Source organism: Bradyrhizobium aeschynomenes (genome assembly GCF_013178945.1).
GTDB lineage: Bacteria > Pseudomonadota > Alphaproteobacteria > Rhizobiales > Xanthobacteraceae > Bradyrhizobium > Bradyrhizobium aeschynomenes.
Genome location: NZ_JABFDM010000009.1, coordinates 257,360 through 270,726, shown reverse-complemented (window position 1 = coordinate 270,726; position 13,367 = coordinate 257,360). Strand labels below are relative to the sequence as shown.

Here is a 13,367-nt window from a genome sequence, read left to right as displayed (position 1 = left end):
CTTTCTCGCGGCAGTCGCACTCGGCTCAACCCGCCTCTGGGCCAAGGCTTATGAGTCCACGCCCTAGGCGAGGTCCGCCTTCAGCAGCTCACGCAGCGCCTTCGGAATGGGCTGCGCCTTGCCGCCGCTGATGAAGGCGACCCGGACGTCTGCCTTGACGAGAACCTCCTCGTCGCGTCGGACCTCCTGGGCCAGCGTGATCGACGCTCCCTTCACCGAAATGGGCCAGGTGACGACGTCGAGCACGTCGTCCATGCGCGCGGGGCGGAGAAAATCGAGGCTCATCGAACGGACCACGAAGGCGAAGCCCGGCGCTTCGGTGGCGGCCTCCGCGAACAACGCATGCTGCTCGGCNACGAAGGCGAAGCCCGGCGCTTCGGTGGCGGCCTCCGCGAACAACGCATGCTGCTCGGCGCCCATCAGCCGCAGATGGTTGGTGCGGCCGCGCTCCATGAAGCGGAGGTAGTTGGCGTGGTAGACGATGCCGGAAAAATCGGTGTCCTCGTAGTAGACGCGAACCTTCATGTGATGGCGGCCGTTGCGGATGTCGCCGTCGAGATGTTGATGGGTCACCGGAAGCCCTCGATCGCCGGAAAGGGATCGTTTCGCCCAGTTCGATTGCAAGCGCAAGCTTAAGAGGTCACCTCCACCGGTTCCCCGCCGACGGTGACCAGCACGATCTCCGGCGGCATGCCGATCCGCACCGGCATGATGCTGCAACCGAGCCCACCGGAAACGATAACGTCGCATTGCGTGCGGATGTGGCCGTAGGCGAGATTGACGCCGTTGCGCGGCGGTACGGCAGGCGACCAGCCGAGCACGCGCACCTGGCCGCCATGCGTATGGCCGGACAGCTGCAGCGACACCCGCGCCGGCACGCGGAGCGCGACGTCCGGCTCGTGCGCGAGCAGGATCACCGGCGCGCCGTCCGTCACCTTGCGCAGCGTGCCAGCGAGATCATCGACCCCGATCCGCGGCACCGACCGGATACGGCGTGCCGGCATGTAGGCGAGCTGATCGCCGAGGCCGGCGAGCCAGAAGGCATGGCCGTTCTTGGTCAGACGCACGACCTCGTTCTCGTAGACTGGGATGCCGGCAGCCTCGAGCGCCGTCTGGGCAAACGGCGCGCCGCGGCCGTCGCGCTGTACCGTCTTGTCGTCCCAATAGTCGTGATTGCCGAGAATGGCGTGGACGCCGAGCGGCGCCTTCAGGCCGCCGAGCACCGGCGCCCACTCCGCGGCGTCGATACGCCCGACATGACGGCGATGACCGGCGACGTAGTCGCCGAGCAGGACGATCAGGTCCGGCTTCAGCGCATTGGTGCGCTGGACGATGCTGTCGATATGCGCCAACGACATCCAGGGATCGCAGGCGTGGATGTCCGCGATCGCCGCGATCTTCAGCCTCAAACCGGCCGGCCAGTTGCGCGGGCGAACGTGGTAGTCAGTGACGCCAAGGCGGAGCGGCTCGATGCCGACGCCGTAGGTGGCGGTGGAAAAACCGGTGGCGGCGAAAGCGCCGGAGAATTTCAGAAAACGGCGGCGTGACAGCATGGACGAACTCCTCGCACGCAATCCTTTTCCCCACTCATTGCAACCGATTTCGGGTGCGTCTGTGCAGATTGTCAGCAGATTCGTTAATCATCGTCGTCATTGCCGAACAGGCCGATCTGGCTGGGATCACGGTTCGCGGGCTCGGCCATGCCGAGATGCTTGAAGGCATGCGACGTCAGGAGACGGCCCCGCGGCGTGCGCTGCAGATAGCCGCATTGAATGAGATAGGGCTCGATGATGTCCTCGATCGCATCGCGCGGCTCCGACAGCGCCGCAGCCATGGTCTCGACGCCGACCGGCCCACCGCCGTAGTTCAGCGCGATGGTCGAGAGATAGCGCCGGTCCATCGCATCGAGCCCGGCGGCATCGACCTCCAGCGCACTCAGCGCGTGATCGGCGATGGCGCGGTCGATGGCGCTGGCATTGGCGGCGGAGGCGAAGTCGCGCACCCGGCGCAGCAGCCGGCCGGCGATGCGCGGCGTGCCGCGGGCGCGGCGCGCGATCTCGTTGGCGCCGTCAGGCGTCATGCCGACCCCGAGCACGCGGGCGCCGCGGGTCACGATGCCCTCGAGCTCTTCGACAGTGTAGAAGTTCAGCCGGATCGGAATGCCGAAGCGATCGCGCAGCGGATTGGTCAGCAGGCCGGCGCGCGTCGTCGCGCCGACCAGGGTGAACTTCGACAGATCGATCTTCACCGACCGCGCCGCCGGTCCCTCGCCGATGATGAGATCGAGCTGGAAATCCTCCATCGCCGGATAGAGCACCTCCTCCACCGCTGGGCTGAGGCGGTGGATCTCGTCGATGAACAACACGTCGCGCTCTTCGAGATTGGTGAGCAGCGCCGCGAGATCGCCGGCCTTGGCAATCACGGGACCCGAGGTTGCGCGAAAACCCACGCCGAGCTCGCGCGCGACGATCTGCGCCAGCGTGGTCTTGCCGAGCCCGGGAGGACCGACGAACAGCACATGGTCGAGCGCCTCGCCGCGCTTGCGCGCCGCCTCGATGAAGATCGACAGATTGGCGCGCGCCTGCTGCTGGCCGACGAACTCCGACAGCTGCTGCGGACGCAGCGCGGTGTCGCCGACATCGTCGGAGCGCCGCTCCGGGCTGACCATGCGCGCAGGCGGCTTCATTCGTTGCCGCGCCTGTATTTGTTCGGCAGCAGCTCGCTGATCGTCACTTTCGCAGGTCCCTTGCCGTTCGACGGCACGATGACGCGCGCCTTGGCATCGTAATCATGGATCAGCTCGCGGCAGGTGCCGCAGGGCGACACCACCGCGACCTCGCCGGGTTCACCGGGCTTGGGATGGCGGACGGCGACGATGGTCTCGATGCCGTGGTCGCCGTGCTCGGTGATGGCGCGGCCGATGGCGATGGCCTCGGCGCAGACGGCGTTGCGGCCGAGATAGGCGTCGATGTTGACGCCGGTAATGATGCGGCCGTCGCGGGTGCGCATGGCCGCGCCGACCTCCTGCCAGTCGTTGCGGTAGCGGTTCTTCACCGCCGACGTCGCCGCCTCGATCAGCTCCTTGTCCTTCTTGGTCACCATGGGGAAGATCGTTGTCCTTCTGCTCGCCCGGCGCGGCGTCCTACTTCGCCAGCTCCTTGAGGCCGAGGCGGATGAGTTGCGCGGTCTCGGCCTTGTCGCCGGCGGCACGCGAGGCCGCGGCGATGGCGGCGGCCGCTTGCGGCTGACCATAGCCGAGATTGATGAGCGCGGAGATCGCGTCCGCGATCGGCTGCGGCGCGCGGGATTCCTCGATCGCACCCGACAGGCGCACCACGCCCGGGTCGACGTCGGCAAAGGCAGGAGCCTTGTCCTTCAGCTCGGTCACGATGCGTTCGGCAACCTTCGGGCCGACGCCCGGCGTGCGCGCCACCGCAGCCTTGTCGCGCAGCGCGATGGCGTTGGCGAGATCGGCCGGCGGCAAGGTGCCGAGGACCGCAAGAGCGACCTTGGCGCCGACGCCCTGCACGGTCTGCAAAAGACGAAACCATTCCCGTTCGACATCCGAGCGAAAACCGAACAGCTTGATCTGGTCCTCGCGCACATAGGTCTCGATCGACAATGTGGCGGCTTCACCCGGCGACGGCAAGGCCTGCAGGGTGCGCGCCGAGCAGTGCACCTGGTAGCCGACGCCGCCGACGTCGAGGATCACGAAATCCTCGGAATACGAGTCGATCAGGCCCTTGAGCTTGCCGATCATAGCCCGGCCACCTTCATGCGCAGCGCCTGGCCCTGCCGGTGATGCGCGTGGGTGATGGCGATCGCCAGCGCGTCGGCCGCGTCGGCCGACGGCGGCTCGGCCTTGGGCAGCAGGATCTTCAGCATCACCGCGATCTGGCCCTTGTCGGCATGGCCGGCGCCGACCACGGTCTTCTTGACCTGGTTGGGGGCGTATTCGGCCACCGAAATTCCGAACATCGCCGGCGCCAGCATGGCAATGCCGCGGGCCTGGCCCAGCTTCAGGGTGGCGACGCCGTCCTTGTTGACGAAGGTCTGCTCGACCGCGGCTTCCAGTGGCTGGAAATCAGCGAGCACCTTCGCCAGCCCTTGGTGGATCGCCAGCAGGCGGTTGGCCAGCGGCAGGTCGTCGGGCGGCTCGACAGAGCCGCAGCCGACATAGATCAGCCGGTTGCCCTCGCTCTCGATCACGCCCCAGCCGGTGCGGCGGAGGCCGGGATCGATCCCGATGATGCGGACGGCTGCGCGAATCGGCTGGGCTTTCATGGGTTAGAGATAGCCTCGCGCCGCCCTGGTGGAAACATAAACGGAACGGCCGGAGCGGAATGGTTAACCGTCCGTCAACCGCCCATCTTCGCCATCAGCGCGTCCGAGATCTCGAAGTTCGCATAGACGTTCTGGACGTCGTCGTGCTCGTTGAGGAGATCCATCAGCTTCACCAGCTTCTCGCCGGTCTCGTCGTCGACCGCCACCGTGTTCTGCGGCTTCCAGGTCAGCGCCGCCTTGCGCGGCTCGCCGAACTTGGCCTCGAGGTTCTTGGCGACCTCGTGAAAGCTGTCGGGCGAGGCATAGACCTCGTGGCCGCCCTCGCCCGAGATGACGTCGTCGGCGCCGGCCTCGATCGCAGCATCCAGCACGGCATCGTCGGACGCGACGCTGCGGTCGAATTCAATGATGCCGACGCGGTCGAACATGAACGAGACCGAGCCGGTCTCGCCGAGATTGCCGCCGGACTTGGTGAAGTAGGAGCGGATGTCGGAGGCGGCGCGGTTGCGGTTGTCGGTCAGCGCTTCGACGATGACGGCGACGCCGCCCGGGCCATAGCCCTCGTAGCGAATCTCGGCGTAGTTCTCGCCTTCGCCGCCGAGCGCCTTCTTGATGGCCCGCTCGATGTTGTCCTTCGGCATGTTCTCGGCGCGGGCGGCGACCACGGCGGCGCGCAGGCGCGGGTTCATCGCCGGGTCCGGCGTGCCGAGCTTGGCCGCGACGGTGATTTCGCGCGCCAGCTTGCCGAACAGCTTGGACTTCATCGCATCCTGCCGGCCCTTGCGATGCATGATGTTCTTGAATTGGGAATGGCCGGCCATGCGAGATCTCTTGCAATCGTCTGGAGGTCAGTGGGGAAGCGCGGCCTTATAGGCCGGGAATCGTCAAAATCAAAGATTTGGGGTGGTTTCAAGGGGGGTGAGTGGTCCCCTGGGATTGCCGCCGCCTTGTCCCATAAGGCAAATTTTAACCATGGCTTCACTGTCAAGTGCAAGGATGCCGGGCTTCTGCACCCTTTCACGCACGACCGGGGGGTCACCCCAATGGCGTTTGGTTTGTTTGCGAGACGTGCCCCGGTGTCCGAACCGGTGGTCGAGCCGACGCCGGTCGCCGCGCCTGAGCCGCCGGCTGCGCCGGATGATTCGGCCAAGGCGATTCTCGATCTCCTGGAGCTCGAACTCGGCGGCATGATCCGCCAGCTGGAGCGGGCCGCGAACGCTGTCGCGAGTGGCGCCGAGGCGACGGCGGGAACGCTGACCGACATCCGCCAGCGCGCCGATGCTCTGAGCGGGCGCAGCAGCGCCGCGCAGGGAACGGCCACGACGTTTGCCCAGGCCGCCGAGAAGGTCACGCAATCCGCCCATGGCATCCGGGCCCAGGTCGAGGACGCCGGCCAGCTCGCAGACCAGGCCAGCGCTGCCGCCCGCGAGGCGCGCGACACTGTCGACCGGCTCCGCGAATCCTCCGCCGCGATCGGCAACGTCGTCAACCTGATCTCCCAGATCGCGCGTCAAACCACCCTGCTCGCGCTGAACTCGACCATCGAGGCCGCCCGTGCCGGTGAGGCCGGCCGCGGCTTCGCGGTGGTCGCCACCGAGGTCAAGGCGCTGGCGGTGCAGACCCAGAACGCTACCGAGGAGATCACCCGCAAGATCGAGGCGCTGCAGAAGGACGCCGCCGGCTCGGCCGACGCGGTTCACCGCATCGCCCAGGCGATCGAGGCGATCCGTCCCGTCTTCACCAACGTCAACGGCGCGGTCGCCGAGCAGAACCAGACGACCGGCGAGATGTCGAGCAATGCCGCCCAGGCGTCGCAGTTCATCTCGTCCGTGGTCGACAGCGCCGCCGATATCGGCAGCGCCACCCAGCAGGCGGAAAGCTATGGCGAGCGCGTCACCAGCGCCGGCCGCGCGGTGACGATGTATGCCCAGAAGCTGAAGGCGCGCTGCGCCGTGCTGTTGCGCCAGGGCGACCGCACCGCGCGCAGCGGGGACGAGCGCCTGCCGTGCCATCTCAAGCTCGACATCAAGAGCGGCGGACGCGCGGTTACGGCTCAGGTCTACGAGATTTCCAATGACGGCGTCCTGATCACCGGTCCGGAGGCCGGCCGCCTTGCCGTCAACGCGCGGTTCGACGCCGTGCTGGAGGATGTCGGTCCCTGCCGATTGCGGGTCACCGAGCAGGTCAAGGCCGGCGCCCAGGCGCGGTTCGACGCGCCCGGGGCCGAGCTGCGCGAGAAGATCGAGGACAAGCTCTGGGCGCTGCACGAGGAGAACAACGAGTTCGTCACACGCGCCATGGAGGCCGGCACCGAGCTGAACCGGATCTTCGAGAGCGCCATCGCCCGTGGCGAGATCACGCTGGAGGACATGTTCGACACCAACTATGTCGAGATCCCCGGCACCAATCCGCAGCAGCACCGCAGCCGGATTCTCGACTGGGCCGAACGCGCGCTGCCGTCGTTCCAGGAGGCCTTCCTGGCCAGGGATGAGCGGATGGCGTTCTGCGTGGCGATCGACCGCAACGGCTATCTGCCCGTGCACAACAAAATCTATTCGCATCCGCAACGGCCCGGCGACACAGCCTTCAACACCGCCAACAGCCGCAACCGGCGTATCTTCAACGATCCGGCCGGACTCGCGGCGGGCCGCAACCAGCGGCCCTATCTGATCCAGAGCTACGCGCGCGACATGGGCAACGGCAACACCGTCATGATGCGCGAAATCGACGTGCCGATCCGCGTCCGCGGCCGGCACTGGGGCGGCTTCCGCACCGCCTACAAATTGTGAGCCGTGCGGTGACCTGCTGATTTCTTGACGCCCGGGAGCCCGAACATGTCCGTCGCGCAACGCGCCATTCTGGAAAGTCACGATGCGCGCTCCGGCGCCGAACGGCTGATGGACGAGATCGCCGACCGCATCGGCGGGCTCGGCGTCGAGCTCGCCGACGTCGCCGGCAACGTCCAGGAGGTCGCCAACCGCGTCAGCTACCAGTCGCAGCGCTTCGGCCATCTGCAGGCGACCGCCAAGACGATGGTGGCGGCCAATCACGACATCGCCACCGCCTCGCAGGCGGTGCAGACGGCCACCTCCGCCGCGGTCGGCGACATCGCGCAGTCGCGCAGCGTGGTGGAAACCGCGGTGCAGCACATTTCCGAGCTGGTCGACTCGGTCGAGCGCATCGAGCAGCGGCTGGGCTCGGTCGGCGACGCGCTGGCGCAGGTCGCCAAGGTCTCGGTCGCGATCGAGGCGATCGCCAAGCAGACCAACCTGCTGGCGCTCAACGCCACCATCGAGGCGGCCCGCGCCGGCAGCGCCGGCCGCGGCTTCGCGGTGGTCGCCAGCGAGGTGAAGTCGCTGGCCGAGGCGACGCGGCAGGCGACGCAGCAGATCGGCGACACCCTGCGCGGGCTGGATTCGCAGGTGAAGAGCCTGCTCGGGGAAAGCGGCCAGGCCTCCTCGCGCGCCAAGACCGCGGGCGAAGGCGCCCAGCAGATCGGCGGCATCATCGTCCGCGTCCAGGACGGCTTCACCAGCGTCGGCCAGGAGATCGATGGGGTGGCGAAGGCCGCGACCTCCAACCTCGCGCATTGCGACACCGTCATCACCGAGCTCGCCGAACTCGCCAAGGGCGTCGACCAGTCCTCGATCGAGCTCAAGCAGGCCGACAGCCGCATTGCCAAGCTGCTCGACCATTCCGAGGCCTTGATCGGACTGATCGCCGAGAGCGGCGTCGAGACCGCCGATGCGCCGCTGATCCGCACCGTGGTCGAGACCGCACGACAGATCTCGGCTGTGTTCGAGGCGGCCGTCGATCGCGGCGAGATCGCGCTCGCCGACCTGATGGACGAGAGCTACCGCGAGATTCCCGGCACCAACCCGAAGCAATATCTCACCCGCTACGTCGAGTTCACCGACCGCGTCCTGCCCGCGATCCAGGACCCGATCCAGGGCAGCGACCCGCGCATCGTGTTCTGCGTCGCCTGGGCGCGCGGCGGCTACCTGCCGACGCACAATCCGAACTACCGCAAGCCGCAGGGGCCCGACCCGGTCTGGAACAACGCCAACTGCCGCAACCGGCGGCTGTTCGAGGACCGCGCGGTGAAGAAGGTCGCTGCCGCCAGCAACAAGCCGTTCCTGCTGCAGACCTACCGCCGCGACATGGGCGGCGGGCAGTTCGTGCTGATGAAGGACCTGTCCGCGCCGATCTTCATCAAGGGCCGGCATTGGGGCGCGTTCCGCATGGGCTTCCGCATCAAGGCCTGACCCACTCTCCTCAAGCTCCCCAGAATGTCGGCTTGGCCTGTGACAGCCGGCCGCCGATCCGCACCGGCGCGATCCGCCCGGCGAGCCCCGTGGCATCGTCGGTCTCGACCGCGACGCCGCTCAGGGTCGCCTCGCCCATCGCCGGCTCGAAGCGCGCCGAGGGAATGCCCGACTGGAAGCGGCGCAGCGGCTCGTCCTTCTGCATGCCGATGATCGAATCATAGTCCCCGGTCATGCCGGCGTCGGTCATGTAGGCGGTGCCGCCCGGCAGGATCTGGTGATCCGCCGTGGGCACATGGGTGTGGGTGCCGACGACGAGGCTGGCGCGGCCGTCGCAGAAATGGCCGAGCCCCTGCTTCTCGCTCGACGCCTCGCAATGCACGTCGACCACGATTGCATCCGCAGCCTCGTGCAGCGGACAAGCGCCGAGCTCGCGGCCGACGGCCGCGAACGGGTCGTCGAACGGCGTCATGAACACGCGTCCCAGCACGTTGACGACCAGCGCGCGGGCGCCGTTCTTGGCCTCGACCAGCGCCGCACCGCGGCCAGGCGTGCCGGCCGGATAGTTCGCAGGCCGCACCAGGCGCGGCGCGCGCTCGATGAACACCAGCGCCTCGCGCTGATCCCACGAGTGGTTGCCGAGCGTCACCGCGTCGGCGCCGGCATCGACCAGCTCCTGATAGATCGCCTCGGTGATGCCAAATCCGCCGGCCGCGTTCTCGCCATTGACGATGACGAGATCGAGCGCCCAGTCGCGGATCAGGCCTGGAAGATGGTCCGAGACGGCGCTGCGGCCGGCCCGGCCGACGACGTCGCCGACGAAGAGAATGCGCAACTCAATGGCTCCGAAAATCCAAGGTCTCGCGCTCGGTTAGCACATAATCCAGCGCCGCGTCGTGGGCCATGGCCGGGATCGCCTCGGTTTCCTGCACGGCGAAGCCGAGGCCGACCCCGGTGACGTGGTGTGCTTTGCGCAGGTGCGAGAAGGTGTAGTCGTAGTAGCCGCCGCCATAGCCGATGCGATGACCGGTGCGGTCGAACGCGGCGAGCGGCACCAGCATGACCTGAGGGACCAGCTCGGCCGCAACGGGCGACGGCTCGGGGATACCGAGCGCACCCAGCGTCAGCCGGTCGCCCGGCGACCAGGCCCGGAACGAGAGCGAATGGCCGCGCGCCCGGATGACCGGCAGCGCCAGCCGCGCCCCCTGCGCGGCCAGCGCCAGCATCAGCGGCATCGGATCGAGCTCGTTGCGGATCGGCGCGTAGCCCGAGACCACCGTGCCGGCTTCCAGCGCGAACGGCAGCCCGCGCGCGGCAATGGCCTGCGCGGCCGCACTGCGCGCCTCGTCGCTCAGGGCGTCGCGAGCGGCGAGCGCCGCAGCCCGCAACTGCTGCTTGGTGTGCTGAGCGGCCTTCATCGGCATGCGACGGGACCTCCGTTCAGAGCGCGCGGACGCGGGCACTTCAACGTTGCAGAAACGTAGTGGGTCGGCAACCGAAGGGGACAGACGAAGGAGAACGGAGAGGCAGAACAGGGAAGCAAGGGAAACAAGGGAAACAAGCGCGAAGCCGCAATCGCCGTTGAAACGCTCGATCCCGGAGTTCCCTACGAAAGTAGGTGGGCACCATATGTCCAGGTCCACGGACCTGGCCAGGGACAGTTCCCTAAAGGATCGATAAGGCCCCGGGGATATGTTGGTTCCGGACGCGCGTCGCAGCCTCGCGGAAGCAATGTAACCATGACCAGGTGATTTTGCCAGCGGCGCACATGGATAAGGCGAGACTTGGCCAACCGCTCGGTGTCGTCGCCCGGCTTGACCGGGCGCCCCAGTACGCCGCGGCAGCAGTGATTGAGCCGAAAGGCCTCGGCGTACTGGATCGCCCGCCTGCGCGGGCGATGACGGTTGTGGCGAGGCGAGGGCCGAGCTGACCACGACGACAGAACAGGTCGAAACAGGCATGGGCTCGCATCCTCGCGGCGCTTTGCGTCCGAGTGGGTCATCGAGATCGCCCTTCGAAACAGAGGGCGCAGGGAAGGCCGGGCGTCGGCTGACGCCCATGGCCCGCCTGCGAGAAAAAATGCAGGCGGCAGGTACCACAGGTGCAGCCGGAAACACCCGGCCTTCCCTGCGCGACGGTTGAACGGCTGCTTCGCGCTCTCCCTGGTGCGCCGGGCTTATTGGCCACCATGTCCTGCGCGACGCCCAAGGCGTCATCGCAAGGGGGACACCAGCTTCGGGGTGTCAGGACCACGCGACTTGACCGGTCGTGTCCCGCCGTTCGTCCGCGCGAATCGCTTCACGCTGCGTCGACACACGCCCATCGCATCCCACTGCCCACGTCTCGTGACGGTCGCGACACGCCCCTCATGCGGCAGCAGGACGAGCGGAAGCATCGATCTGATTTGCCCGACAACACAAGTGATGCAGCCTGCGACATCGTAACGCGACGGGCAGTTGGCGCATGAGGCACATGCGCGGATGGCCCGTCGTGTCGTGCTGCCAGGAGTTGCGTGCATCGATTGGCCGTGACGCGTCCCGACATTCCGTCGTCATCCCGGCGAACGCCGGGATCCATACCGCGGGATCCATCAATGGGGCACAACGGCCGTCATCGAGCGCAGCCAACTAACAGCGGTGGCTATGGGTCCCGGCGTTCGCCGGGACGACAGCGGTGAGCCTTGCAACGGCGGTGGCCCATACAAGATTCCCGGTCCGGCCCATCGCGCGTGATGACGAGCCGGCATCATCGCGCGCCCTCGCGCGGCGGCCTTGCGCCGTGAGCGCATAGTCTCGCCATGATTGGGGCCCATCGGTTCGAAGCTGAGGTTGTGGCAGATCACGCCCACATCCAATATCTGGTATCGTGCATTCCTGTTGCGTCCATCGGAGTCCTGGCATGCGTTTCGATCTGAAAACTCTCACGGCCGCCTGCGCGCTGCTGATTGCGTCGGGGGGTGCGAGCCTCGCGGCCGACGTCAAGATTCACCGCGTCTCGATCCAGGTCGATCAGAACGATCCGGCGATCATGAATCTGGCGCTGAACAACGCCACCAACATCATGGAAACGTTCAAGGAAAAGGGCGAGGAGGTCGAGATCGAGCTCGTCACCTACGGGCCCGGTCTGAACATGCTGCGCGAGGATACCTCGCCGGTGAAGGACCGGCTGAAGCAGATCGCCGAACTCAGCTTTCCCGCCAAGATCAAGTTCTCCGCCTGCAACATCACCAAGCGCGGCATGGAGAAGCGCGAGGGGCATCCGATTGCGATCGTTGCCGAAGCGAGCCTCGTGCCCTCGGGCGCCGTCAGGCTGATGGAACTGCAAGAGAGCGGCTGGAGCTATCTGAAACCTTAAGTAGTCACCGCCCCAAATCCGCCAGGTTTAGGGCTCAATAGAGCTCGACCTTAGATTGACGCGGTTTAATCAGTCTGCTTGCAGGGGATGCGCTGGCAGACGCGATCGGGGGACTACAGTCATGCGTCGAACGCTCGCTGGTCCAGCGCTGATGGCGCTGGCATCGATCTCTGCTGTCCTGCTCATCTGCCAAGGCGCGGCGCTGGCCGAAGGACGGTCACAGGAATTCGCCCAGGCGCTGACCCAGGAGCCGCCGACGACGCCGCTCTCCATCAGGCCGGCGCGCGCGCCCGAGCGGCGCGCCGAACCGCGCGTGTTGGAGGCGCGCGCGCCCGAGCCACGCAGCGCGTCCGACGAAGCCGCAATCAAGGCGCGCATGAACCAGTGGACCGTCGGCCTCGCCGCCGGTCTGCCCGACGGCGGCTTCGTGCGCTTCGCCAGCGAAATGGCGCGAACGATGGATGACGGCGACAACATGCGCCTGATCCCGATGGTGACGCGCGGCACCACGTCGAACATCGCCGACCTGCTCTATCTGCGCGGCGTCGACGTCGCGATCACCTATGCCGACGCGTTCGACTTCTATGCCAAGCAGGCCGGCCTTTCCAACATCAACGACCGCATCCGCTATGTGCTGCGCTTCTTCATCTCCGACGTGCACATCTATGCGCGCGAGGAGTTCAAGACGCTGCAGGACCTGAAGGGGCAGAAGGTCGCGGTGGGCACGGCGGGCGTGGCGGCTGCGCATACCGGGCCGCTGATCTTCCGGCGCCTCGGCATCGACATCGAGCCGGTCGCGGTCGGCGGCCCGGTGGCGCTGGAGAAGCTGCACAAGGGCGAGATCGCGGCGATGGTGTACGTCGCGTCCAAGCCCGGCGAGCTGTTCAGCGGCAAGAAGGCCGATCCCGGATTCCACTTCATGCCCGTGCCCTACACGCAGCAATTCTCGGATTTCTACTATCCGACCAGCATCAAGCCCGAGACCTATCCGGGCCTGGTGGCGCCGGACACGGCGGTCGAGACGATCGCGGTCCCCTCGGTGCTCGCCGTGTACAATTGGAAGCCGGGCAGCGACCGGGCCGATCGCGTCAACCGCTTCGTCGACACGCTGTTCACCAACCTCGCCCGGCTGCAGCAGCCGCCGTTCCACCCCGGCTGGAAGGACCTCAATCTCGAGGCCCAGGTGCCGGGCTGGCAGCGCTACCCCTATGTCGAGACCGTGCTGGAGCGCATGAAGAAGGAAGCCGACATAGGCCTGCCGCCGGCCGCGACCGGCAGCCTGACCCAGCAGGAGCGCTTCGAGGCGTTCCTCGCATCGCAGGCCAAGGCGCCGCCGTCGAAGGCGGAGAAGGAGGAGCTGTATCGCTCGTTCCTGGAATGGAGCCGGAAGCGGCAGAAGTGAGGGATGCTCGCGATCAAGCGGACCATCCGCGGCCGCAAGCCGAGACATAGGTGCCCCCGTCA

13 protein-coding genes and 1 other RNA gene are annotated in these 13,367 nt (G+C 67.1%); 4 read left to right on the top strand and 10 right to left on the bottom strand.

Annotated elements, in window-relative coordinates:
• Positions 1-63 precede the first annotated feature (63 nt).
• The 7 genes from HL666_RS25115 to HL666_RS25085 all read right to left on the bottom strand — a co-directional run bounded on the left by HL666_RS25115 (position 64) and on the right by HL666_RS25085 (position 5,105).
• Complete coding sequence (locus HL666_RS25115; protein WP_172184155.1) at positions 64-573, bottom strand: hotdog domain-containing protein; 510 nt, start codon at positions 571-573, stop codon at positions 64-66.
• A 59-nt stretch (positions 574-632) separates the two neighbouring features.
• Positions 633-1,553: a metallophosphoesterase gene (locus HL666_RS25110; protein ID WP_172134398.1), complete on the bottom strand. Its 921-nt coding sequence runs from the start codon at positions 1,551-1,553 to the stop codon at positions 633-635.
• A gap of 83 nt (positions 1,554-1,636) precedes the next feature.
• On the bottom strand, positions 1,637-2,686 hold the full coding sequence (gene ruvB, locus HL666_RS25105; RefSeq protein WP_172109983.1) for a Holliday junction branch migration DNA helicase RuvB: 1,050 nt from the start codon (positions 2,684-2,686) through the stop codon (positions 1,637-1,639).
• Positions 2,683-3,102, bottom strand: a complete 420-nt coding sequence (locus tag HL666_RS25100) for a cytidine deaminase (RefSeq protein ID WP_172109984.1) — start codon at positions 3,100-3,102, stop codon at positions 2,683-2,685. Before HL666_RS25100 ends, ruvB begins: the two co-directional genes overlap by 4 nt.
• 40 nt (positions 3,103-3,142) lie before the next feature.
• A complete protein-coding gene (ruvA, locus tag HL666_RS25095; protein WP_172134399.1) occupies positions 3,143-3,760 on the bottom strand; it encodes a Holliday junction branch migration protein RuvA in 618 nt (205 codons plus the stop codon).
• A complete protein-coding gene (gene ruvC / locus HL666_RS25090) occupies positions 3,757-4,284 on the bottom strand; it encodes a crossover junction endodeoxyribonuclease RuvC (RefSeq protein WP_172134400.1) in 528 nt (175 codons plus the stop codon). Before ruvC ends, ruvA begins: the two co-directional genes overlap by 4 nt.
• A 74-nt stretch (positions 4,285-4,358) precedes the next feature.
• On the bottom strand, positions 4,359-5,105 hold the full coding sequence (locus tag HL666_RS25085; RefSeq protein WP_172109986.1) for a YebC/PmpR family DNA-binding transcriptional regulator: 747 nt from the start codon (positions 5,103-5,105) through the stop codon (positions 4,359-4,361).
• A 222-nt stretch (positions 5,106-5,327) separates the two neighbouring features.
• Between HL666_RS25085 and HL666_RS25080 the strand changes: the two genes are divergently transcribed.
• Together HL666_RS25080 and HL666_RS25075 are read left to right on the top strand one after the other, a co-directional pair.
• Complete coding sequence (locus tag HL666_RS25080; RefSeq protein WP_172184154.1) at positions 5,328-7,073, top strand: methyl-accepting chemotaxis protein; 1,746 nt, start codon at positions 5,328-5,330, stop codon at positions 7,071-7,073.
• A 45-nt stretch (positions 7,074-7,118) separates the two neighbouring features.
• The gene (locus HL666_RS25075; RefSeq protein ID WP_172134402.1) at positions 7,119-8,549 is read left to right on the top strand and encodes a methyl-accepting chemotaxis protein; all 1,431 of its coding nucleotides are present in this window, start codon (positions 7,119-7,121) and stop codon (positions 8,547-8,549) included.
• A 10-nt stretch (positions 8,550-8,559) separates the two neighbouring features.
• Here HL666_RS25075 and HL666_RS25070 read toward each other — a convergent pair whose 3' ends face one another.
• From HL666_RS25070 to ssrS, 3 genes are all read right to left on the bottom strand, one after another.
• Positions 8,560-9,384 (bottom strand): TIGR00282 family metallophosphoesterase, encoded by an 825-nt coding sequence (locus HL666_RS25070; RefSeq protein ID WP_172109989.1) that lies wholly within the window; start codon positions 9,382-9,384, stop codon positions 8,560-8,562.
• 1 nt (position 9,385) lies between these two features.
• Positions 9,386-9,967, bottom strand: a complete 582-nt coding sequence (locus HL666_RS25065) for a 5-formyltetrahydrofolate cyclo-ligase (RefSeq protein WP_172110556.1) — start codon at positions 9,965-9,967, stop codon at positions 9,386-9,388.
• Between the two features lie 144 nt (positions 9,968-10,111).
• Positions 10,112-10,273, bottom strand: a non-coding RNA gene (ssrS, locus tag HL666_RS25060) — 6S RNA.
• Between the two features lie 1,174 nt (positions 10,274-11,447).
• On the opposite strand from ssrS, the gene HL666_RS25055 reads away from it, so the two are divergent.
• Positions 11,448-11,903 carry a DsrE family protein gene (locus tag HL666_RS25055; protein ID WP_172109990.1) on the top strand — a complete coding sequence of 152 codons (456 nt, stop codon included), beginning with the start codon at positions 11,448-11,450 and terminating at the stop codon, positions 11,901-11,903.
• Between the two features lie 121 nt (positions 11,904-12,024).
• Positions 12,025-13,305 (top strand): TAXI family TRAP transporter solute-binding subunit, encoded by a 1,281-nt coding sequence (locus HL666_RS25050; protein WP_172184152.1) that lies wholly within the window; start codon positions 12,025-12,027, stop codon positions 13,303-13,305.
• The last annotated feature ends 62 nt before the right edge of the window (positions 13,306-13,367 follow it).